20 protein-coding genes, 1 pseudogene and 1 riboswitch are annotated in these 22,045 nt (G+C 67.6%); of the genes and pseudogenes, 18 read left to right on the top strand and 3 right to left on the bottom strand.

Going from position 1 to position 22,045, the window contains the following annotated elements; all coding sequences use genetic code 11:
* Positions 1-59: 59 nt before the first annotated feature.
* On the top strand, positions 60-773 hold the full coding sequence (locus A5781_RS19310) for an MgtC/SapB family protein (RefSeq protein ID WP_067210077.1): 714 nt from the start codon (positions 60-62) through the stop codon (positions 771-773).
* Here A5781_RS19310 and A5781_RS19315 read toward each other — a convergent pair.
* Entirely contained in the window at positions 770-1,966 is a 1,197-nt protein-coding gene (locus tag A5781_RS19315) for an NAD(P)/FAD-dependent oxidoreductase (protein ID WP_067210082.1), read from the bottom strand. The two genes, A5781_RS19310 and A5781_RS19315, sit on opposite strands and share 4 nt — an antisense overlap.
* A 95-nt stretch (positions 1,967-2,061) precedes the next feature.
* Here A5781_RS19315 and A5781_RS19320 point away from each other — a divergent pair, with 95 nt between their 5' ends.
* Positions 2,062-3,000: a sterol desaturase family protein gene (locus tag A5781_RS19320; RefSeq protein ID WP_369817766.1), complete on the top strand. Its 939-nt coding sequence runs from the start codon at positions 2,062-2,064 to the stop codon at positions 2,998-3,000.
* 94 nt (positions 3,001-3,094) lie between these two features.
* A complete protein-coding gene (locus A5781_RS19325) occupies positions 3,095-3,778 on the top strand; it encodes a hypothetical protein (RefSeq protein WP_066954094.1) in 684 nt (227 codons plus the stop codon).
* 5 nt (positions 3,779-3,783) lie between these two features.
* Here the strand turns inward: A5781_RS19325 and A5781_RS19330 are convergent, their stop codons facing one another.
* Positions 3,784-4,239, bottom strand: a complete 456-nt coding sequence (locus tag A5781_RS19330; RefSeq protein WP_067210088.1) for a nitroreductase/quinone reductase family protein — start codon at positions 4,237-4,239, stop codon at positions 3,784-3,786.
* Positions 4,240-4,351: 112 nt separating this feature from the next.
* Here A5781_RS19330 and A5781_RS19335 point away from each other — a divergent pair, with 112 nt between their 5' ends.
* From A5781_RS19335 to A5781_RS19345, 3 genes are all read left to right on the top strand, one after another.
* Entirely contained in the window at positions 4,352-5,035 is a 684-nt protein-coding gene (locus A5781_RS19335) for a TetR/AcrR family transcriptional regulator (protein WP_067210092.1), read from the top strand.
* A 130-nt stretch (positions 5,036-5,165) separates the two neighbouring features.
* Positions 5,166-5,666: a VOC family protein gene (locus A5781_RS19340; RefSeq protein WP_067210095.1), complete on the top strand. Its 501-nt coding sequence runs from the start codon at positions 5,166-5,168 to the stop codon at positions 5,664-5,666.
* 49 nt (positions 5,667-5,715) lie between these two features.
* Entirely contained in the window at positions 5,716-7,188 is a 1,473-nt protein-coding gene (locus A5781_RS19345; protein WP_067210098.1) for an FAD-binding protein, read from the top strand.
* A 43-nt stretch (positions 7,189-7,231) separates the two neighbouring features.
* Here the strand turns inward: A5781_RS19345 and A5781_RS19350 are convergent, their stop codons facing one another.
* The gene (locus A5781_RS19350; protein WP_067210100.1) at positions 7,232-9,157 is read right to left on the bottom strand and encodes an ABC transporter ATP-binding protein/permease; all 1,926 of its coding nucleotides are present in this window, start codon (positions 9,155-9,157) and stop codon (positions 7,232-7,234) included.
* A gap of 93 nt (positions 9,158-9,250) precedes the next feature.
* On the opposite strand from A5781_RS19350, the gene A5781_RS19355 reads away from it, so the two are divergent.
* From A5781_RS19355 to gcvP, 12 genes and pseudogenes are all read left to right on the top strand, one after another.
* Positions 9,251-10,894 (top strand): acetolactate synthase, encoded by a 1,644-nt coding sequence (locus A5781_RS19355; RefSeq protein WP_067210104.1) that lies wholly within the window; start codon positions 9,251-9,253, stop codon positions 10,892-10,894.
* 64 nt (positions 10,895-10,958) lie between these two features.
* Positions 10,959-13,283, top strand: coding sequence for an accessory Sec system translocase SecA2 (gene secA2, locus A5781_RS19360; RefSeq protein ID WP_067210108.1), 2,325 nt, complete (start codon positions 10,959-10,961; stop codon positions 13,281-13,283).
* Positions 13,284-13,380: 97 nt separating this feature from the next.
* Positions 13,381-14,010: a CDP-alcohol phosphatidyltransferase family protein gene (locus A5781_RS19365; protein WP_067210110.1), complete on the top strand. Its 630-nt coding sequence runs from the start codon at positions 13,381-13,383 to the stop codon at positions 14,008-14,010.
* The gene (locus tag A5781_RS19370; protein ID WP_067210113.1) at positions 14,003-14,935 is read left to right on the top strand and encodes a DUF881 domain-containing protein; all 933 of its coding nucleotides are present in this window, start codon (positions 14,003-14,005) and stop codon (positions 14,933-14,935) included. The genes A5781_RS19365 and A5781_RS19370 overlap by 8 nt, the downstream gene beginning before the upstream one ends.
* Positions 14,936-14,990: 55 nt before the next feature.
* A complete protein-coding gene (locus A5781_RS19375; protein ID WP_007170008.1) occupies positions 14,991-15,323 on the top strand; it encodes a small basic family protein in 333 nt (110 codons plus the stop codon).
* 45 nt (positions 15,324-15,368) lie between these two features.
* Positions 15,369-16,208, top strand: a complete 840-nt coding sequence (locus A5781_RS19380) for a DUF881 domain-containing protein (RefSeq protein ID WP_067210128.1) — start codon at positions 15,369-15,371, stop codon at positions 16,206-16,208.
* A gap of 29 nt (positions 16,209-16,237) precedes the next feature.
* Positions 16,238-16,636: a glycine cleavage system protein GcvH gene (gcvH, locus tag A5781_RS19385; RefSeq protein WP_067210116.1), complete on the top strand. Its 399-nt coding sequence runs from the start codon at positions 16,238-16,240 to the stop codon at positions 16,634-16,636.
* A gap of 253 nt (positions 16,637-16,889) precedes the next feature.
* Positions 16,890-17,351, top strand: coding sequence for a glycogen accumulation regulator GarA (gene garA, locus A5781_RS19390; protein ID WP_276042445.1), 462 nt, complete (start codon positions 16,890-16,892; stop codon positions 17,349-17,351).
* A complete protein-coding gene (locus A5781_RS19395) occupies positions 17,351-18,112 on the top strand; it encodes a MerR family transcriptional regulator (RefSeq protein ID WP_067210122.1) in 762 nt (253 codons plus the stop codon). The genes garA and A5781_RS19395 overlap by 1 nt, the downstream gene beginning before the upstream one ends.
* A gap of 105 nt (positions 18,113-18,217) precedes the next feature.
* Positions 18,218-18,712: a bifunctional nuclease family protein gene (locus A5781_RS19400; RefSeq protein ID WP_046184273.1), complete on the top strand. Its 495-nt coding sequence runs from the start codon at positions 18,218-18,220 to the stop codon at positions 18,710-18,712.
* Between the two features lie 282 nt (positions 18,713-18,994).
* The gene (locus tag A5781_RS19405; protein ID WP_067210125.1) at positions 18,995-19,600 is read left to right on the top strand and encodes a MerR family transcriptional regulator; all 606 of its coding nucleotides are present in this window, start codon (positions 18,995-18,997) and stop codon (positions 19,598-19,600) included.
* A 36-nt stretch (positions 19,601-19,636) separates the two neighbouring features.
* Positions 19,637-19,734, top strand: a riboswitch (glycine riboswitch).
* 180 nt (positions 19,735-19,914) lie between these two features.
* A pseudogene (gene gcvP / locus A5781_RS19410) lies at positions 19,915-22,005 on the top strand (aminomethyl-transferring glycine dehydrogenase); the annotation flags it as partial.
* Positions 22,006-22,045: the final 40 nt, after the last annotated feature.

The following is a 22,045-nucleotide window of genomic DNA, read 5'->3' on the forward strand; positions in this document are numbered from 1 at the left end:
CTGCCGTTCACCTGAGAGTGATTAGCTCCGCCGGTGCTGACCCGGCGGAAGGAGTGCCGATGGAGACCACGCTGAGCGTCGCCGATTTCGCGCTCCGGCTCGCCGTCGGCGTGGGATGTGGCGCCCTCATCGGCCTGGAGCGGCAATGGCGGGCGCGCCGGGCCGGCCTGCGGACCAACGCGCTGGTCGCCGGCGGCGCGACGTTGTTCGTGCTCTATGCCGCCGCCACCGCGGACACCAGCCCCACCAGGGTGGCGTCGTACGTGGTGTCCGGCATCGGATTCCTCGGCGGTGGCGTGATCCTGCGCGAGGGCGTCAACGTCCGGGGCCTCAACACCGCGGCCACCCTGTGGTGTTCTGCGGCGATCGGCGTCCTGGCGGCGTCGGGACACCTGGTGTTCGCGCTGATCGGCACCGGGACCGTCATCGCCATTCACGTGTTCGGGCGCCCCCTCGGCCGACTGATCGACCGCGACAACACCGGCGACGAAGACGAAAGTTTGCGGCCCTACCTGGTGCAGGTGGTTTCCCGCCCGAAACACGAGCAGTACGCGCGCGCTCAGATCGTGCAGCACGCGAGCGGCAACGACATCACGCTGCGCGGCATCCATACCGGGCGGTCCGGCGACGACGAGGTCACGTTGACCGCGCACCTACTCATGGACGGCGACGCCCCGTCCCGGCTGGAGCGGCTGGTGGCGGAGCTGTCGCTGCAGCCGGGAGTTCGCGCGGTGCAGTGGTACGCCGGCGACGAAGCGCAATCGGACCGTTAGGGGCGTGACTGCAGCTCCGGCGCGGCCGCGGCCAGGAGGTCGGCACGGTTCCCGGTGAGCGGCGGGTAGATCCGCCGGGTGTTGATCGTCCGCTTCGTCGCCTTGGCCCGTTCGCCACTTGACACTAGCAGCCGATCCCATCCTTCGGTGTAAAATGCGCCGGCCGGTCCGAGGTCGAGGACCGTTACATACCAAGGGATTCGGAGAGCCAGCAGTGGCTCGCCGAACAGGTCGCTGATCACGTTGTAGCCGGCGTAGCGTCCCATCGGGCGGCCGTGTTGACACGACATCACCGACAGGTGGTCGTCGTCCATACGGGCGGCGGCGACGTCGCCCGCGGCAAAAATTGCGGGGACGCCGATGACCCGCAGAAAGTCATCGACGGACACCCGCCCCAGGCGGTCGCGCGCTACCGGCAACTGCTCGGTCAGCGAGCTGGCCCGCATGCCGGCACACCACACCACCGTGGCAGCCGCCAGGTGGTCGCCCGAGGTCAGCGACACACCGCGCTCGCTGATCGCGGCGACGCCCACGCCCGCCCGGGTCTCGACGCCGTTGGCCGCCAGCGCGGCTTCGATCACCGGACGCGCCGAGGCGCCCATGTCGGAGCCGATCCGGCTTCGATCCAACAGCACCACTCGGGTAGTGACAGTGCTCCCAGCGAACAGCCGCCGCAACCTGTCCGGTAGCTCGCACGCCACTTCGATGCCGGTCAGTCCCGCCCCGACCACGACGACCGTGCCCGCCGCTGCCGTGGGGGAACCGTCGGCGAGCCGAAGCAGATGGTCCCGCAACGCAACGGCACCGTCATATGTGTCGACGTCGAAGCCGAACTCCCGCAGACCCGGTACGGCGGGTTTGCGGCCCTGGCTGCCCGAGGCCAGCACCAACCGGTCGTAGTCGTACGTCACGCCACCCGATGTGGCGACGGTGCGAGCGTCGGTGTCGATCGCGGTCACCTCGGTGACGACATGTGCCACACCGACGGGGTCGAGCAGTCCGGCGAGCGGGACGCGGCATGGGCGCAGGTCGGCCTCGTAATTGCGCACCCGGATGTCGTGGAAGGGTTGGATGGCCAACACGGTGATGTCGACCGCGCCCGTCGGAATGGCCAGCTCGTCGAGGCGGCGGGCTGCGCCGAGCGCCGCCCATAATCCGGCAAAGCCCGAGCCGATCACCACCACAGCGGTCAACTGCCCACACCTCGCGTCGTTCGGCCCCGTCAACCCAGTGTGGGCCGGATGTCGGACCAAGGCGACCCGACTGTCCGGTCGGTCGTCGTAGTCTTATGCCTGTGAGTACGCTTTCAGCCTTCGTGTCGGCGCTGCCCCCGCAGCTGCGGGACCCCGTGCTGCTCGCCGTTCCGTTCTTCTTGCTGCTGTTGGCCCTGGAATGGTCGGCCGCCCGAAAGCTGGAGAGCATCGTCGAGAACGAGCGGCCCGTGTCCGGCGCGTACCTGACCCGCGACTCGCTCGCCAGCATCTCTATGGGGCTGGTGTCGGTGGGCACCACCGCCGCGTGGAAGACGCTGGCCCTGTTCGGCTACGCCGCGATCTATGCCTACGTGGCGCCGTGGCACCTGTCGGCGGCCCATTGGTACACCTGGGTCATCGCACTCGTCGGTGTCGACCTGCTGTATTACGCCTACCACCGGATCGCACACCGGGTCCGGCTGATCTGGGCGACACACCAAGCCCATCACTCCAGCGAATACTTCAACTTCGCGACCGCGCTGCGCCAGAAGTGGAACAACAGCGGCGAAATCCTGATGTGGGTGCCCCTGCCGCTGCTGGGGATCCCGCCCTGGATGGTGTTCTTCAGTTTCTCGATCAGCCTGATCTACCAGTTCTGGGTGCACACCGAGCGGATCGACAAGCTGCCACGGCCCTTCGAATTCGTCTTCAACACCCCGTCACATCACCGGGTGCACCACGGGATGGACCAGATCTACCTCGACAAGAACTACGGCGGAATCCTCATCCTCTGGGACCGGCTGTTCGGCAGCTTCCAGGCCGAGTTGTTCCGCCCGCACTACGGCCTGACCAAGCGGGTCGACACGTTCAACATCTGGAAGCTGCAGACCCGTGAATACGTCGCGATCGCCCACGACTGGCGTTCCGCGACCCGGTTGCGCGACCGTCTGGGCTATGTCTTCGGCCCGCCGGGCTGGGCCCCACGCGCCGCGGAGCTCACCGAGGCCGCCGTTTCCCTGGCGACATCTCCGTAACGCCGGCGGCGGACGGCGCGAAGACTTCTGCGTAACGGAAAGTCACGCCGTAATCTCAAATCGGTCGAGATTTGGCCCGGACGGATCGGAGTGGATGGTGCGTCGCCTGGCAATGCGAGCGTTCACCGCTTCGATCACCGTGGCCGCGTTCGCGCAATGGATGCCGCCTGCGCCGGCCAAAGCCGACCCCGTCATGGTCTATCCGGGCATGGAGATCCGCCAGGACAATCGCGTCTGCACGCTGGGCTACGTCGACCCCAACCTCAAGATCGCGTTCACCGCGGGGCACTGCCGCGGCGGCGCGGGCGTCGTCACCGACCGGGGCGGGGCCGTCATCGGCCGCCTGGCCGCCTTCCGGGACAACACCCCCAGCGGCACGACGGTGGCCACCGACCAGCTGATCACCGACTACGAGGCGATCGTGCTGGACAACGGCGTGATGGCGAACAACGTCCTGCCGGGCGGGCGTCCACTGATCTCGAATCCAGCGGCGGCGCTCGCTCCCGGACAGGCGATCTGCCACTTCGGCGTCAGCACCGGCGAAACCTGCGGAACGGTGGAGAGCGTGAACAACGGCTGGTTCACCATGTCGCACGGCGTGCAGAGCCACAACGGCGATTCGGGTGGCCCGGTGTACCTGCCTTCCAGCGCCGGTCCGGGGCTGCTCGTGGGGATCTTCAACAGCGTGTGGGGGGATTTCCCGGCGGCGGTGTCGTGGCGGGCCACTTCAGAGGAAGTCCGTGAGGACCTCGGTGTGACGCGCGGGGGCGCCCGCTAGGCGATTCAGCGGGCCTCGTCCGCCTCCGCGAGGGCGAACACCGGGATCGTGGGTGCGACGGCGCGGAACTCCTCGTCGGTGCTGTCCGGGGTCAGCCCGGCAACGTAGTCCTTGACCTGCCAGTACCAGCGCTCCAGATAGCGCCGCAGCAGTTCCGGTTTGGCCGCGTCGGCCACCTCGCTGACCCGGGCGCGGCGCCGGCGCCAGCGCGGGCCGGTTTCGACGACGCCCGCAGCCCGGACGTTGCGGGCCCACTGGGTGTTGCCGCGCGGTGAGACCAGGTAGTCCACCCCGTCAACGGTCAGCAGATTGATGACGACCGCCCGCGTCTTCCCACTTTTGCGCCCGCGCACCCGCAGCGCATGGGTGCCGGCGATGCTGACACCCATCTCGGCAAGCCAGCGGATCACCGCGTTGGCGGCCCGCACGACCCCGCTCGGTTCTTCGTATCGGGTGGACATGTCGCATCCTCTCTCGCAATCTCCAGAGAGCAGTGCTCTCTAAACCGGCGACACTGCCACACTCCTGGCCAGAAAGCAAGAGCGGTGATCTCGGTTATGCCAGACTGACCGCGTGGGCAAACGCCAGGAGACCCGACAGCAGATCGAGGCGCGCATCATCCAGCTCGGTCGCCAGCAGCTGGTCGACCGCGGTGCGGCCGGGTTGTCCGTGCGTGCGATCGCCCGTGACCTCGGCATGGTGTCGTCGGCCGTGTACCGCTACGTGTCCAGCCGCGACGAGCTGCTGACCTTGCTGCTGGTCGACGCCTACTCGGACCTGGCCGACGCCGTCGATCGCGCCCGCGAGGCGGTCGGGGACCTTTGGAGCGACGATGTCATCGCCATTTCCCGGGCGACACGGGAGTGGGCCGTCGCGCACCCGGCCCGCTGGGCCCTGCTGTACGGCAGCCCGGTGCCCGGCTATCACGCACCGCCGGAGCGCACCGTAGCCGTGGGAACCCGGGTGGTGGCGGCCTTCTTCGACGCCGTGGCGTCCGGCATTGCCACCGGCGACATCAGGCTGACCGATACCGTTGCGCCCCAACCGATGTCGTCGGACTTTGAGCGGATTCGCCAGGAGTTCGGGTTTCCCGGCGATGATCAGGTAGTCGCCAAGTGCTTCCTGTTGTGGGCGGGGGTGCTGGGTGCGATCAGTCTCGAGGTGTTCGGGCAATACGGCGCGGATACCCTGACAGACCCCGAGGCGGTGTTCGACGCGCAGCTTCGGCTCCTGGTGGACGTGTTGAGCCAACATTGACGGCCCGGGCCGGCCGCCGGCCGGAATTAGAACATGTTCACCCAGCCTGCGGAGCGCAGGAGCCGCTCACCATGGCAAAGTTTTCGCGGGCCTTTCTGGCTGCCGAGCCACTGGACTATCCTGCGAGACGATGACCCTTCCCGTTCAATCGCCAACGCAGATCGCGTGGGTTACCACCGACCTGGATGCGACCGAAACCGCCCTCACCGGCTTGTTAGGAGTGCGTAAATGGGTCCGCATACCCGACGTGCACTTTGCTCCGGAATCCTGCAGCTACCTTGGCAAGCCAGCCGATTTCGTCGCCAGCATCTCGCTGAGCTATCTCGGCGACATGCAGTTGGAACTGATCCAACCCATCCGCGGGGAGAACATCTATAGTGACTTTCTGCGCGAATCCGGGCCCGGTCTGCACCACATTTGCATGGAGGCCGAGAACCCCGAGCAGTTCGACGCGGTGTTGGCCGAGGCCGGGGAATTCGGCGCCGCGGTCGTGCAGCAAGGCGTGATGCCCGGCGGGATTCAGTTCGCCTATGTGTCAGCGCCGCGGGCGGCGGTGCCGTTTGTTGAGATCGCCTACATCGCGCCCGAGATGAGGGCGTTTTACGACTACATCAAACAGGAGCAGCGGTGAGTCGCCCCAGCGACGATGCAGTGCTCAGCGATGAGGAGGAGTGGCGCCAGTGAGCACGGAAATACCGGCAACGGTCAGCGCGGACGACGTGACGTCGTGGTCAGATGACGTCGACGTGGTGGTGGTCGGCTTCGGCATCGCGGGCGGCTGCGCCGCCGTCAGTGCGGCGGCCGCCGGGGCGAAGGTGCTGGTGCTGGAGCGCGCCGCGGCGGCGGGCGGCACGACTTCGCTTGCCGGGGGCCACTTCTATTTGGGTGGAGGAACGGCGGTTCAGGAGGCCACCGGGCACGCCGACTCGCCGGAGGAGATGTACAAGTACCTGGTCGCCGTGTCCCGGCAGCCGGATCACGACAAGATCCGCGCCTACTGCGACGGCAGCGTCGAGCACTTCAATTGGCTGGAAGACTTGGGTTTTCAATTCGAGCGCAGTTACTTTCCGGGCAAGGCGGTCATCCAGCCCAACACCGAGGGCTTGATGTTCACCGGCAACGAGAAGGTGTGGCCCTTCTTGGAGCAGGCGGTGCCGGCGCCGCGCGGCCACAAGGTGCCCGTGCCCGGAGACACCGGTGGCGCCAGCATGGTGATCGATCTGCTGCTGAAGCGCGCCGCGGACCTGGGCGTGCAGATCCGGTACGAGACGGGCGCGACCGAACTCATCGTGGACGGTTCGGGCGCGGTGAGCGGTGTCATGTGGAAGCAGTTCTCCGAAACCGGTGCGATCAAAGCAAAGTCGGTGATCGTCGCTGCCGGGGGATTCGTGATGAACCCGGAGATGGTTGCCAAGTACACCCCCAAGCTGGCCGAGAAACCGTTCGTGCTGGGCAACACCTACGACGACGGGCTGGGCATCCGGATGGGCGTATCGGCCGGTGGCGCAACCGAGCACATGGACCAGATTTTCATCACGGCTCCGCCGTACCCGCCGTCGATCCTGTTGACGGGCATCATCGTGAACAAACTGGGACAGCGCTTCGTCGCCGAGGATTCCTACCATTCCAGGACTTCCGGGTTCATCATGGATCAGCCGGACAGCGCGGCGTTCCTCATCGTCGACGAGGCGCACCTGGAGCACCCCAAGATGCCGCTGGTCCCGCTGATAGACGGATGGGAGACCGTCCCGGAAATGGAAGCCGCACTTGGCATTCCGGAGGGCAACCTGGTCGCGACGCTGGACCGGTACAACGCCAACGCCGCCCGCGGCGAGGACCCCGACTTTCACAAGCAGCCCGAATTCCTTGCGGCACAAGATCACGGGCCGTGGGGGGCGTTCGACATGTCATTGGGTAAGGCGATGTACGCCGGTTTCACCATCGGCGGGCTCGCCACGTCCGTGGACGGCGAGGTGCTGTGCGAGGACGGCACCGTCGTGCCGGGCCTGTACGCGGCCGGGGCGTGCGCGTCCAACATCGCCCAGGACGGTAAGGGCTACGCCAGCGGCACGCAGCTGGGGGAGGGCTCGTTCTTCGGCCGCCGCGCCGGAGCGCACGCGGCCCACAGCGCCCGAGGGGCCGCAGGAGCGTAGGCGCGCTAGGACACAGCGCCGGAGCGCATGCGGGCCGGAAGCGCTAGACGCGCGCGGGTTCCTTCTTCTCCTCCACGGGTCCCAGCCGCCACGGCCCGCCGCCGAGCAATTGCAGCTCTTGTTCGTGGTGCTGTTCGACGGTGGGCCGATGACTGACGCTGACCACCACACAGTCCGGCAGCTCGGTCCGCATCAGCTGGTACAACGCGAATTCCAGGCCTTCGTCCAGCGCGGAGGTGGCCTCGTCCAGGAAGACCGCTTTGGGTTTGGTGAGCAGGATGCGCGCGAAGGCGACACGCTGCTGCTCGCCCGGGGACAGCACCTTGGCCCAATCCCGCTCTTCGTCGAGCCGGTCCAGCAGTGGCGCCAGCGCGACTTTGGTGAGCACCTCTCGCAGCTCGGCATCGGAGACGTCGTCCGGCGAGTTCGGGTAACACACCACGGTGCGCAGGCTGCCCAGCGGCACGTACGGCAACTGCGACAGGAACATCGTCGCGTTGTCGCCCTGCGGACGGCAGAGGGTCCCGGACGCGTACGGCCACAACTCGGCCAGACTGCGCAGCAGCGTGGTCTTGCCGGCACCGGAACGCCCGGTGATCACCAGCGAATCGCCCTCGGCGAGTTGAACATCGAGCGGGTCGATCAGCCGATCGCCGGCCGGCGTGCGCACCTCGATGTCGCGAAGCTCGACGGGAGCCTCTTCGCTCGGCTTGACCAAGATGGTCGGCAGCGCGCGGCCCTTGTCGTTGGCGTCGACCAGCCCGTGCAACCGGATGATCGACGCGCGGAAGGCCGCGAACGCGTCGTAGTTGTTGCGGAAGAACGACAGCGAATCCTGAATATTGCCGAAGGCCGTCGCGCTTTGCCCAACGTCGCCGAAGTCGATCCGGCCGGCGAACAGGCGCGGCGCCTGAATCACCCACGGCAGCGGAACGATTGCCTGCGACACCGACCAGTTCCAGCCGTTGAAGATGATGGTCCGGCGGACGAACTTGCGGTAGTTGTCGATGATCGGGGTGAAGCGCCGCCACAGTTGCGCCCGCTCCACTCGCTCGCCTCGGTAGAAGCCCACCGCCTCTGCGGCATCGCGCAATCGGACCAAGGCGTACCGGAACGCGGCGTTCAGCTTCTCGTTGTTGAAGCTGAGCCAGATCAGCGGATGGCCGAGCCAGATCGCCACCAGCGTGGCGATCAGCACGTAGATCAGGACGGTCCAGAACATCGCGCGCGGGAGCTCGACGCCCAACACGTTCAGGTTGCCGGAGAGGTTCCACAGGATCGCGGCGAAGGAGATCACCGAGGCCACCGCGTTCACGGCCCCGAACAGCAGGGTGCTGCCCGTCCCGTTCGAGGGGATGTTCGGGGTACCACCCGCATTCGCGGTGAAGATGTCGATGTCCTGCTGGATGCGCTGGTCGGGGTTATCGATGGTGTGGTCGATGAACAAGTCCCGGTAGTAAGCCCGGCCGGCGAGCCAGTCGTCGGTGAGATTGGCCGTCAGCCACATGCGCCAGGCGATGATGAACCGCTGCGTCAGGTAGATGTCCACCATGAACCGGATGACGTACAAGACCGCCAACACGATGAAGATCGCGATCGACATCCAAAAGCCGTGTATCCCGGACTGTTTGACGTTTTCATCGTCGGCCGCGAGGCCCTGCACCGCTTTTTGTACCGCGGTGTACAGGTCGTTGCCCTGGTAGCTGAGCAACACCATCAGCCGCACGGACAGGAGCACGGACAGCAACAGCACGCCCAGCATCGCCCACACCCGCACGCTGTGCGCACCGACGAAGTAACCGCGCGTGATCCGCCAGAACTGCTGGCCCCAGGGCGTGAGATACCTGAAGGCGACCAGCACGATGAACAGCACCACCGCGCCGACGACCCACGCGATGGCTACCCACCGCAGGGAATCCACGGTGGCCGTCGACCAGTCGATCGACGGCTTGAACGGCTTCGGGCCCATGGTCGCTATCTCCTCGGGGTCGAGCTGGTGGACGCTGCCGGAACTTCAAATCCTCCGGCGAAGGTACCCGAAGGATCTGGATAGGCTGCGGTTATGAGCACCGACGCCATCCCCACACAAACATTGCACGCCGGCCGGCTCATCGCGCGGCGCCTACGCGCCAGCGGTGTCGACACCGTCTTCACGTTGTCGGGTGGCCACCTGTTTTCCGTTTACGACGGCTGCCGCGAGGAAGGGGTTCGGCTGATCGATACCCGCCACGAGCAGACCGCGACCTTCGCCGCCGAAGGGTGGTCGAAAGTGACGAGGGTGCCCGGCGTCGCCGCGCTCACCGCGGGGCCGGGCGTCACCAACGGCATGAGCGCGATGGCGGCGGCTCAGCAGAACCAGTCGCCCCTGGTCGTTTTGGGTGGCCGGGCGCCCGCGCAGCGGTGGGGCATGGGCTCGCTGCAGGAGATCGATCACGTGCCGTTCGTGGCGCCGCTGGCCCGCTTCGCCGCCACCGCGCAGTCGGCCGGGGACGCCGGCCGGCTCGTCGACGAGGCGTTGCTGGCGGCGGTCGGCGCCCCGTCGGGCGTCGGCTTCGTCGACTTCCCCATGGACCACGTGTTTTCCATGTCCGAGGATCACGGCCGCCCCGGGGCCCTTACCGACCTGGCGCCGGGGCCCACTCCCGACGGCGACGCGCTGGGTCGCGCCGCCGGCCTGCTCTCGGCGGCGCAGCGGCCGGTGATCATGGCGGGCACCAACGTCTGGTGGGGACACGGGGAGGCGGCGCTGCTGCGCCTCGCCGAGGAACTGCAAATCCCCGTGCTGATGAACGGGATGGCTCGCGGCGCGGTGCCCGCCGATCACCCGTTGGCCTTCTCCCGGGTGCGCGGAAAAGCGTTGGGGGAGGCGGACGTTGCGCTGATCGTCGGTGTCCCCATGGACTTCCGGCTCGGCTTCGGCGCCGTGTTCGGGCCACAAACCCGGCTCATCGTGGTGGACCGGGCCGAACCCGAGCGCAAACATCCCCGCCCGGTTGAGGCCGAGCTCTATGGGGACCTGCTGTCAACACTCGCGGCGCTGGCCGCCGGCGGCGGGACCGACCATCGAGTGTGGATCGACGACCTGCGGGCGGCCGAAACCGAGGCGCGCGGCAAGGAGAAGACCGAGCTCGCCGACGACCGCGTCCCGTTGCATCCCATGCGGGTGTATGCGGAGCTGGCGCCGATGCTGGACCGCGACGCGATCGTCGTCATCGACGCCGGTGACTTCGGGTCCTACGCCGGACGGGTGATCGACAGCTACCAACCGGGCTGCTGGCTGGACAGCGGCCCCTTCGGCTGCCTCGGCTCGGGCCCCGGTTATGCCCTGGCAGCCAAGCTCGCCCGGCCGGACCGTCAGGTCGTCCTCCTGCAGGGCGACGGCGCCTTCGGCTTCAGCGGCATGGAATGGGACACCCTGGTTCGGCACAACGTGCCCGTCGTCTCGGTGATCGGCAACAACGGAATCTGGGGGCTGGAAAAGCACCCCATGGAGGCGTTGTACGGCTATTCGGTGGTGGCGGAACTGCGTCCGGGCACCCGCTACGACGAGGTGGTGCGTGCCCTGGGTGGCCACGGCGAGCTGGTCTCCGCGCCGGCCGAGCTGCGGCCCGCGCTGGAACGCGCCTTCGCCAGCGGCCTGCCCGCCGTCGTCAACGTCCTCACCGACCCCAACGTCGCCTACCCACGCCGCTCGAACCTGGCCTGAGGGGCCCGACGGGCGGCGTGTCGCGCCCCGCGGCGGCGGTCCGCGGTTCGCGTACCGTTGACCTGTGCCAAAGACCTCCCGCGCGCAACCCGGCGGCCTGAGCAGCCGATTTTGGCGACTGCTCGGCGCCAGCACGGAAAAGAACCGCAACCGATCCCTTTCCCAGGTCACCGACTCTTCCGAATATGACGAGGAGGCCGCCGGCCTCACCGACGAGCAGCTCCGCAAGGCCGCCGGTCTGCTCAAGCTGGACGATCTCGCGGAGTCCGAGGACATCCCGCAATTCCTCGCGATCGCCAGGGAGGCGGCCGAACGGGCGACCACGCTGCGCCCGTTCGACGTGCAGCTGCTCGGCGCGTTGCGCATGCTCGCCGGCGACGTCATCGAAATGGCCACGGGTGAAGGCAAAACGCTCTCCGGAGCGATCGCGGCTGCCGGCTACGCCCTGGCCGGGCGGCACGTCCACGTGGTGACCATCAACGATTACCTGGCCCGCCGTGACGCGGAGTGGATGGGCCCGCTCATCGAGGCGATGGGGTTGACGGTCGGCTGGATCACGGCCGAGTCGACCAGCGAGGAGCGCCGCGCCGCCTATGGCTGCGACGTCACGTATGCCTCGGTCAACGAGATCGGTTTCGACGTGCTGCGCGATCAACTCGTGGTCGACGTCGACGACCTGGTGTCGCCCAACCCCGACGTGGCCCTGATCGACGAGGCCGACTCGGTGCTCGTCGACGAGGCGTTGGTGCCGCTGGTGCTGGCCGGCACCACGCACCGGGAAACGCCGCGGCTGGAGATCATCAAGCTGGTCGGCCAGTTGAAACCGGACACCGACTTCGAGACCGACGCCGATAGCCGCAACGTCCATTTGACCGACGTCGGGGCGCGCAAGGTCGAGAAGGCGCTCGGCGGCATCGACCTCTACTCCGAGGAGCACGTCGGCACGACCCTGACCGAGGTCAACGTCGCGCTGCACGCGCACGTGCTGTTGCAGCGCGACGTGCACTACATCGTCCGGGACGACGCGGTGCACCTGATCAACGCCGCCCGCGGCCGCATCGCCCAACTGCAGCGCTGGCCGGACGGCCTGCAGGCCGCGGTGGAGGCGAAGGAGGGCATCGAGACCACCGAGACCGGGGAAGTGCTGGACACGATCACGGTGCAGGCACTGATCAACCGCTACGAAACCGTGTGCGGCATGACCGGCACCGCACTGGCCGCCGGGGAGCAGCTACGCCAGTTCTACAAGCTCGGCGTGTCCCCAATTCCGCCGAATGAGCCCAACATTCGCGAAGACGAGTCCGACCGCGTCTACATCACGGCCGCGGCCAAGAACGACGGAATCGTCGCGCACATCGCCGAGGTGCATGAGACCGGGCAACCGGTGCTGGTCGGCACGCGGGACGTGGCCGAATCCGAGGAACTGCACGAGCGGCTGCTGCGCCGGGGCGTGCCCGCGGTGGTGCTCAACGCGAAGAACGACGCCGAGGAAGCCGAGGTCATCGCCGAGGCCGGCAAGTACGGGGTGGTGACGGTGTCGACGCAGATGGCGGGGCGCGGCACCGACATTCGGCTCGGCGGCTCCGACGAGGCCGACCACGACAGGGTCGCCGAACTCGGCGGGCTGCACGTGGTCGGCACGGGGCGGCATCACACCGAGCGGCTGGACAACCAGTTGCGCGGCCGCGCCGGACGCCAGGGCGACCCCGGCTCGTCGGTGTTCTTCTCGAGTTGGGAAGACGACGTCGTGGCGGCCAACCTCGACCGCAACAAGCTACCCATGGAAACCGACGAGGACGGCCGCATCGTCAGCCCCAAGGCGGCCGGGCTGCTCGACCACGCCCAGCGCGTCGCCGAGGGCCGGATGCTCGATGTGCACGCCAATACCTGGCGCTACAACCAGCTGATCGCCCAGCAGCGCGCCATCATCGTCGATCGGCGAAACACATTGCTGCGCACCGCAAGTGCGCGCGAGGAGCTCGCCGAGCTGGCGCCCAAGCGGTATAAGGAGTTGTCGAAGGACATTCCCGAGGATCGCCTCGAGAGGATCTGCCGGCAGATCATGCTCTATCACCTCGACCGCGGCTGGGCCGATCATCTGGCGTACCTCGCGGACATCCGCGAAAGCATCCACCTGCGGGCGCTGGGCCGGCAGAATCCGCTGGACGAGTTCCACCGGCTGGCGGTCGACGCGTTCGCGTCGCTGGCCGCGGATGCGATCGAGGCGGCGCAGCAGACGTTCGAGACGGCGAACGTCCTCGAGGAGGAACAGGGCCTGGATCTGTCCAAGCTGGCCCGGCCCACCTCGACGTGGACCTACATGGTCAACGACAACCCGCTGTCCGACGACACGCTGTCCACGCTGAGCCTGCCCGGCGTTTTCCGCTAGGTCGTCGACGGCGGGCGCCGAATGTGCGTCCAGCCGCACACTGGCGACCGAGTGTGTGTCCAGCCGCGCACCCGGCGTTCGACTAAGGTCACGGCTTATGGAGCCGGCGCTTCCGCCCAACCGGGTGCTGACGGTCCCCAACGCGCTGAGCGCGATCCGCCTGGTGCTCATCGGAGTGTTCATCTACGCCCTGCTGGTGGCGCACGCCAACGGGTGGGCGGTCGGGATCTTGATGTTCAGCGGTGCGTCCGACTGGGCCGACGGCAAGATCGCCCGGCTGCTCGATCAGTCGTCGCGGCTCGGCGTGCTGCTCGACCCGGCGGTCGACCGCCTCTACATGGTCTGCGTTCCCGTCGTGATGGCGCTGAGCGGGATCGTGCCGTGGTGGTTTGTCGCCATCCTGCTGGTGCGCGACGGGCTGCTGGCCGCGACGCTGCCGCTGCTGTGGAGCCGCGGGCTGTCCGCGCTGCCCGTCACCTACATCGGGAAGGCCGCCACGTTCGCGTTGATGTCCGGTTTTCCGCTGGTGCTACTCGGGACGTGGGACGCCCTGTGGAGCCGGGTCGTCGGGGCCTGCGGCTGGGCGTTCCTGATCTGGGGCATGTACGGCTACCTGTGGGCGTTCGCGCAGTACATGGTGCAGATGACGTTGGTGCTGCGCCGGATGCCCCGGGTCAAACACGGTGGACGCCCGCCCGCCGCGCCGAAGGCGGTCGAACATGGCTGACCCGGACCGCCTGCTCGGCGGCTACGACCCCAACGCCGGGCGCAGCGCCCACGTGGCGGCGCGCCCGCAGCTGATCCCGGTGCCGTCCCTGCTGCGCGCCCTGCTCTCCGAGCACCTGGACCCCGGGTACGCCGCGGCGGCGGCCAAACGCGGCGACGCCGCGGCGCATGCGCATGCGCACGGGCGCGACCGCGCCTTCGGCTGGCTGTGGCAGGCGTTGGCGGCGCTGCTGATCGCCATGGTCTTCGCCGCCGCCGTCGCGCAGGCCCGCTCGGTCGCCCCCGGTGTGCGCTCGGCGCAGCAACTGCTGCTGGGCAATGTGCGTTCCACCGAGAAAACTGCGGCCAAACTCGCCCAGCGGCGCACCGAACTGTCCTCCCAGGTGGATGGCGTGCAGCGCCGCGCACTGGCCGACGACGCCGAAGGGCAGCGGTTGCTGGCCCGCCTCGATGCGCTGGGCCTGGCGGCGGCCAGCACGGCGGTCATCGGCCCAGGGCTGAAGGTCACCGTGACCGATCCGGGCGCCAGCCCGAACCTTTCCGACGTTTCCAAGCAGCGGCTCGGCGGTAGCAGGCAGATCATTTTGGACCGGGATCTGCAGCTGGTCGTCAACTCGTTGTGGGCCAGCGGCGCCGAGGCGATTTCGGTCGGTGGGGTCCGCATCGGGCCCAACGTGACCATCCGGCAAGCCGGCGGCGCGATCCTGGTTGACAACAATCCCACCAGCAGCCCGTACACGATCCTGGCAGTGGGGCCGCCCCGCGCGATGCGGGACGTCTTCGATCAGAGTTCCGGCCGCCAGCGTCTTAAGCTGCTTGAGGTCTCCTACGGTGTCGTCGTCACCGTGGACGCCGCCGACGGGCTGACGCTGCCCGCGGGATCGATCCGGGATATCAAGTTCGCCAAACAGATTGGGCCACAGTGAGAACAGCCCTCGACAGACATCTACGGCTTTGCGAGTCCCGGACGGGAAGTCGAGCATGATCGGCATCGCGGCGCTGGCGATCGGCATCGTGCTCGGCCTGGTCTTTCACCCCGCCGTGCCCGAGGTCGTCCAGCCCTACCTGCCCATCGCGGTGGTCGCGGCGCTGGACGCGGTGTTCGGGGGGTTGCGCGCCTATCTGGAACGCATCTTCGATCCGAAAGTCTTCGTGATCTCCTTCGTGTTCAACGTTTTCGTGGCCGCACTGATCGTGTACGTCGGGGACCAGCTGGGCGTGGGCACGCAGTTGTCCACGGCGATCATCGTGGTGTTGGGAATCCGCATCTTCGGCAACGCCGCCGCCTTGCGGCGCCGGCTGTTCGGGGCGTGACGGAGCGATGTGGAGGAGCGGCGCCATGACGGGGAGGAGGCCAGCGTGAGCCAGGACCCGGCGGACGGCGCCGCCGAAAGTGGTGACGCAGCAAGCCCTACGCAGCACGGCCGCCACGAACTTCCCGCCAAACGCGGGCGCCCGGAGATCGGGCCGGTGCGCCGCACAGGACTGTCCGCGCTGGTCCGCGGCGGTCGTTCCCGGCTGGCTTTCGGGATGTTGGCGGCCCTGTTGTGTCTGCTGTTGGGCGTGGCCATCGTCACGCAGGTCCGCCAGAACGAGTCGGGCGATTCGCTGGAAACGGCGCGCCCCGCGGACTTGTTGGTGTTGTTGGACTCGCTACGGCAGCGCGAGGCCACCCTCAACGCCGAAGTGAATGAACTGCAGAACACGCTGAATTCGCTGCAGGCGTCCGGCAATAACGACCAGGCCGCCATCCAGGCCGCGCAGGCCAAGCTCGCGGCGCTGTCCATCTTGGCCGGCGCGGTCGGCGCCACCGGCCCGGGCGTCACCGTCACGATCGACGACCCCGGGCCGGGGGTTTCGCCGGAGGTGATACTCGACGTGATCAACGAACTGCGTGCCGCCGGCGCCGAGGCGATCGAAATCAACGACGCGCACCAATCCGTCCGAGTCGGTGTCGATACCTGGGTAGTGGGTATGCCTGGCTCGCTGACGGTCGACACCAAGACGCTGTCGCCCCCGTATTCGATTCTGGCGATTGGCGATCCGCCCACCCTGGCCGCGGCGATGAACATTCCGGGCGGCGCCGAGGACAGCATCAAGCGCGTCGGTGCGCGGATGTCCGTCCGGCAGGCCGACCGAGTCGACGTGACCACCTTGCGACAACCAAAACCGCACCAATACGCTCAGCCCGTCAAGTGAGCAATTCTCCCAACCGAACAGGACGACTTGTGAGCGATATCCCGCCCGATCTGCACTACACCGCCGAACACGAGTGGGTTCGCCGAAGCGGTGAGGACACCGTGCGGGTCGGTATCACCGACTTTGCCCAGTCGGCCCTGGGCGACGTCGTCTTTGTTCAGCTGCCCGAGGTGGGCAGCCGACTGGCCGCGGGTGAATCGTTCGGCGAGGTCGAGTCGACGAAATCGGTCTCGGATCTGTACGCCCCGGTGTCGGGCACGGTGTCCGCGGTCAACGCCGATCTGGAAGGCAGCCCGCAGCTGGTCAACTCCGAGCCCTACGGGGGCGGATGGCTGCTGGACGTGCAGGTGTCGGACGTCGCGGCGCTGGAGTCGGCCATCTCGTCGTTGCTTGACGCCGAGGCCTACCGCGGAACACTGACCGAATGACGATTGCTAATGTGCCTGCCAGCCCCGCGCGGCGGTGCGGCGGCCCGACGGGGGGAAGGCGGGCAATCGATCTTCCGATCGTCGGGTGGGGGGCACATTGCAGACCTATGCGCGGTACCGTCGACACATCGACACTTGAACGCACGACTCTTAGTAATCGGCAGTACCGGGCGAGAAAACCCAGTGAGCAGCCGGCCGAGCGGCCCGGTCAGACAACGCCACAGCGGCCAGTGAGGAGCAGCGCGTGACGGATATGGACAACGACCAGACCTCAGACGAAGTCACGGTGGAGACGACTTCCGTCTTTCGTGCCGACTTCCTCAACGAACTGGACGCTCCCGCGCAGGCGGGCACCGAGAGCGCGGTCTCCGGGGTGGAAGGCCTCCCGGCAGGCTCCGCGCTGCTGGTCGTCAAACGGGGGCCCAACGCGGGGTCGCGCTTCTTGCTCGACCAGCCCATCACCTCCGCCGGTCGGCACCCCGACAGCGACATCTTTCTGGACGACGTCACCGTCAGTCGCCGCCACGCCGAATTCAGGTTGGAAAACAACGAATTCAGCGTGGTCGATGTCGGTAGCCTGAATGGCACGTACGTCAACCGGGAGCCCGTCGACTCGGCGGTGCTCGCCAACGGCGACGAGGTACAGATCGGCAAGTTCCGCTTGGTGTTTTTGACCGGGCCCAAGCAGGGTGAGGACGGAGGATCCGGAGGCTAGTGAGCGCACCCGATAGCCCGGCACTGGCCGGGATGTCGATTGGGGCGGTCCTGGAACTGTTGAGGCCGGACTTTCCCGATGTCACGATCTCCAAGATTCGCTTCCTGGAGGCCGAGGGACTGGTGACGCCGCAGCGCGCCGCGTCGGGCTATCGGAGATTTACCGCATACGACTGCGCCCGGTTGAGGTTCATCCTGACCGCGCAGCGCGATCACTACTTACCGCTCAAGGTCATCCGGTCGCAGTTGGACGCGCAACCCGACGGCGAACTGCCGCCCTTCGGCTCGCCCTACGCCGGGCCACGTCTGGTGTCGGTGGCGGGAGTCGGGGAGGTCGGTGCCGAGCCGGGCTCCGGGACCGGTTCCGACGCGGCCGCGGTGGCGCAGTCGAGCATCCGGCTGAGTCGTGAAGATCTGCTGGAGCGCTCCGGGGTGGCCGACGACCTGTTGACGGCGCTGCTCAAGGCGGGCGTGATCACCACCGGCCCGGGCGGCTTCTTCGACGAACACGCCGTGGTCATCCTGCAATGCGCGCGAGCGTTGTCGGAATACGGTGTCGAGCCGCGGCATCTGCGTGCTTTCCGCTCGGCAGCCGACCGGCAATCCGATCTGATCGCCCAAATCGCCGGGCCGCTAGTCAAAGCCGGTAAGGCCGGCGCCCGCGATCGCGCCGACGACCTGGCGCGTGAGGTGGCGGCCCTCGCCATCACCTTGCACACGTCGTTGATCAAATCTGCCGTTCGCGACGTTCTGCATCGCTGAGGACTAGACTTCGTCGATAGCTTGGTTTTCAGCGGCATAGCGACGATCCGGCGTCGTCGTTGCGCCAAGAACCGACACGGCGGCACATGCGGAGGGCAGACACAAATGGGTGAAGTTCGTGTTGTCGGCATTCGCGTTGAGCAGCCGCAGAACCAGCCGGTCCTGTTACTGCGCGAGACCGACGGCGACCGATACCTGCCGATCTGGATCGGTCAATCGGAGGCTGCCGCCATCGCCCTCGAGCAGCAAGGCGTCGAGCCTCCCCGCCCCCTGACCCACGATCTGATCAGGGATGTCATTGCCGCGCTTGGTCATTCGCTGAAAGAGGTGCGGATCGTCGATCTGCAAGAGGGCACTTTTTACGCCGATCTGGTCTTCGACCGCAACATCACCGTGTCGGCCCGACCATCGGATTCGGTGGCGATAGCGCTGCGCGTCGGTGTTCCGATCTACGTCGAGGAGGCCGTACTGGCCCAGGCCGGCCTGCTCATCCCCGACGAGACCGACGAAGAGGGGGGCACCGCCGTCCGCGAGGACGAGGTGGAGAAGTTCAAGGAGTTTCTCGACAGCGTGTCTCCGGACGATTTCAAGGCCACTTAGACGGGCTTAGGGACCGTCCGAGCGGCTTGGCGCGGCGCGTCGGCCGGGTACTACCCTGGACACCGACATCACGGGTGGATCTCAACTAGCACGGGATGTCGACACGCCTGGCGGATAGCGCCCTCACTTAGCCCGGCGGCAGCCATACTTTGATCACGACTTAAGGGCGCGGTAGCTATCGAACAGCGTAAGCTCTCTAGCACTCGGGCCTGAGCAAACGTGGCTGCGACGCAGCCAGTGACGCAGCTGGAAACGAAAGCTCGATCGGCGAGAGGAAGCACCGTGAGCGAGCAGCCACGCCAAGAACAGCTGGACTTAGCTGACCACCCGACCGCCGCACCGGAAGCGCCCGTGCAGCCCGGACTGTTCCCTGACGACTCCGTGCCGGACGAGCTGGTCGGGTACCGCGGCCCCAGCGCCTGCCAGATCGCCGGAATCACCTACCGCCAGCTGGACTACTGGGCGCGCACGTCATTGGTGGTGCCGTCGATCCGCAGCGCGGCGGGTTCGGGCAGCCAGCGGCTCTACTCGTTCAAGGACATCCTGGTTCTCAAGATCGTCAAGCGGCTGCTCGACACCGGGATCTCGCTGCACAACATCCGGGTCGCCGTCGATCATCTGCGTCAGCGCGGCGTGCAGGATCTGGCCAACATCACGTTGTTCTCCGACGGCACCACGGTTTACGAATGCACCTCGGCCGAAGAGGTTGTCGACCTGCTGCAGGGCGGGCAGGGCGTGTTCGGCATCGCCGTGTCGGGCGCAATGCGCGAGCTGACCGGCGTGATCGCCGACTTCCCCGGTGAGCGGGCCGACGGGGGCGAGTCGATCGCCGCCCCGGAAGACGAGCTGGCGTCCCGGCGCAAGACGCGCGACCGCAAGATCGGTTAAGCGCACTCGCTCGACCGGGTAAACTGGGCTCCGCATCGCACTCGTGCGGGAGAGTTCCGTGACGGCCAGCCACGGACGCCGAAGGAGCAACACCTCTCCGCTAACCTCTCAGGCACCCGGACCGCCCGAGTTAACGATGCCTCTGGAAAGCGGTGCTGACCCCTAGCGGCCGGCACCCGCCGATGGGGAAAGGCGCTCAGACATCAGCGGGCGCCGAATCTCTCAGGCGCCCGGCGCACGGGTGAAGACAGAGGGAGAGGACCGCTCGTCCTCTCCCTTTGCACGCTTCGTCTCTGCCACCAGGAGTTTCGCCAGTGCCCGAGCAAACATCCTTCGCCGCCCGCCACATCGGCCCGGACGCCCAGGCCGTCGCGGCCATGCTGGCCGTCATCGGAGTCGACTCGCTCGACGAGCTGGCCGCCAAGGCCGTCCCGGCGGGCATCCTCGACAAGCTCACCGGCAGCGGTGCGGCACCCGGTCTGGACGAATTGCCCCCAGCCGTCACCGAGACCGAGGCGCTGGCGGAGCTGCGGGCGCTCGCCGAAGCCAACACCGTGGCCGTCTCGATGATCGGGCAGGGCTATTACGACACGCTCACCCCGCCGGTGCTGCTGCGCAACGTGCTGGAGAACCCGGCCTGGTACACCGCCTACACGCCGTACCAGCCCGAGATCAGCCAAGGCCGGCTGGAGGCGCTGCTGAATTTCCAGACGATGGTTGCCGACCTGACCGGACTGGAAGTCGCCAATGCCTCGATGCTCGATGAGGGCACCGCGGCCGCCGAGGCCATGACGCTGATGCACCGCGCGACCCGCGGCACGTCGAACCGCCTGGCCGTCGACGCCGACCTGTTCGCCCAGACCGCTGCCGTGTTGGCGACGCGGGCCCAGCCGTTGGGCATCGAGATCGTCACCGCCGACCTGCGCGAGGGCCTGCCCGAGGGCGAGTTCTTCGGCGTCATCACCCAGCTGCCCGGCGCCACCGGCCTCATCACCGACTGGGCGGCCCTGGTGGAGCAGGCCCACGAACGTGGCGCGCTGGTCGCCGTCGGCGCCGACCTGCTGGCGTGCACACTGATCACCCCACCCGGCGACATCGGTGCCGACGTCGCGTTCGGAACGACCCAACGATTCGGTGTGCCAATGGGATTCGGCGGCCCGCACGCCGGATACCTGTCGGTGCACTCCAAGCACGCCCGCCAGCTGCCTGGCCGGCTGGTCGGTGTGTCACTGGACGCCGACGGGTCCCCGGCCTACCGGCTGGCCCTGCAGACGCGCGAGCAGCACATCCGCCGAGACAAGGCGACCAGCAACATCTGCACGGCGCAGGTGCTGCTGGCGGTGATGGCCGCGATGTACGCCAGCTACCACGGGGCCGACGGGCTGGTGCAGATCGCGCGCCGCGTGCACGCCCACGCCGAGGCGATCGCCGCCGCACTGGGCGATGCCTTGGTGCACGACGCGTTCTTCGACACCGTGCTGGCGCGGGTTCCGGGACGTGCCGACGAGGTGGTGGCCGCGGCCAAGGCGAACGGCGTCAACGTGTGGCGCGTCGACGCCGACCACGTGTCGGTCGCCTGCGACGAGGCCACCACGGACGCGCACGTGGCGGCGATTCTGGAAGCCTTCGCCAGCTCGGCGGCCGAGCCCGTCACCAGTGATATCAAGGACATCGCGACCCGCACCTCGGAATTCCTTTCCCATCCCGCGTTCACGCAGTATCGGACCGAAACGGCGATGATGCGCTACCTGCGCACGCTGGCGGACAAGGATATCGCCTTGGACCGCAGCATGATTCCCCTCGGCTCGTGCACGATGAAGCTCAACGCCGCCGCGGAGATGGAACCGATCACCTGGCCGGAATTCGCACGTCAGCATCCGTTCGCCCCGGCGTCGGACACCCCCGGCCTGCGCCGGCTCATCAGTGACCTGGAGAGCTGGCTGGTGCAGATCACCGGTTACGACGCCGTCTCGCTGCAGCCCAACGCCGGCTCGCAGGGCGAGTACGCCGGGCTGCTGGCCATCCACGACTACCACGCCAGCCGGGGCGAACCCCACCGCAACATCTGCCTGATCCCGTCCAGCGCGCACGGCACCAACGCGGCGTCGGCGGCGTTGGCCGGCATGCGGGTGGTGGTGGTGGCCTGCCACGACAACGGGGACGTCGACCTCGACGACCTGCGCGCCAAGGTCGCCGAGCACGGCGACGAGTTGTCGACGCTGATGATCACCTATCCGTCCACCCACGGCGTCTACGAACACGACATCACCGAGATCTGCGCAGCCGTCCACGACGCCGGCGGCCAGGTGTATGTCGACGGCGCCAACCTCAACGCGCTCGTCGGCCTGGCCCGGCCGGGGAAGTTCGGCGGCGACGTCAGCCACCTGAACCTGCACAAGACGTTCCTGTCTCTTATACACATCTGACGCTGCCGACGATCGCATA

This window comes from Mycobacterium sp. 852002-30065_SCH5024008 (assembly GCF_001665645.1).
In the GTDB taxonomy this organism is placed as follows: domain Bacteria; phylum Actinomycetota; class Actinomycetes; order Mycobacteriales; family Mycobacteriaceae; genus Mycobacterium; species Mycobacterium paraffinicum.

Excerpts from the sequence above, each read along its gene's own strand:
- A5781_RS19310 (WP_067210077.1), top strand. The coding sequence starts at position 60 with ATGGAGACCACGCTGAGCGTCGCCGATTTCGCGCTCCGGCTCGCCGTC.
- A5781_RS19320 (WP_369817766.1), top strand. The coding sequence starts at position 2,062 with ATGCCTGTGAGTACGCTTTCAGCCTTCGTGTCGGCGCTGCCCCCGCAG.
- A5781_RS19325 (WP_066954094.1), top strand. The coding sequence starts at position 3,095 with ATGGTGCGTCGCCTGGCAATGCGAGCGTTCACCGCTTCGATCACCGTG.
- A5781_RS19330 (WP_067210088.1), bottom strand. The coding sequence starts at position 4,239 with ATGTCCACCCGATACGAAGAACCGAGCGGGGTCGTGCGGGCCGCCAAC.
- A5781_RS19340 (WP_067210095.1), top strand. The coding sequence starts at position 5,166 with ATGACCCTTCCCGTTCAATCGCCAACGCAGATCGCGTGGGTTACCACC.
- A5781_RS19350 (WP_067210100.1), bottom strand. The coding sequence starts at position 9,157 with ATGGGCCCGAAGCCGTTCAAGCCGTCGATCGACTGGTCGACGGCCACC.
- A5781_RS19355 (WP_067210104.1), top strand. The coding sequence starts at position 9,251 with ATGAGCACCGACGCCATCCCCACACAAACATTGCACGCCGGCCGGCTC.
- A5781_RS19365 (WP_067210110.1), top strand. The coding sequence starts at position 13,381 with ATGGAGCCGGCGCTTCCGCCCAACCGGGTGCTGACGGTCCCCAACGCG.
- A5781_RS19370 (WP_067210113.1), top strand. The coding sequence starts at position 14,003 with ATGGCTGACCCGGACCGCCTGCTCGGCGGCTACGACCCCAACGCCGGG.
- A5781_RS19375 (WP_007170008.1), top strand. The coding sequence starts at position 14,991 with ATGATCGGCATCGCGGCGCTGGCGATCGGCATCGTGCTCGGCCTGGTC.
- garA (WP_276042445.1), top strand. The coding sequence starts at position 16,890 with ATGGACAACGACCAGACCTCAGACGAAGTCACGGTGGAGACGACTTCC.
- A5781_RS19400 (WP_046184273.1), top strand. The coding sequence starts at position 18,218 with ATGGGTGAAGTTCGTGTTGTCGGCATTCGCGTTGAGCAGCCGCAGAAC.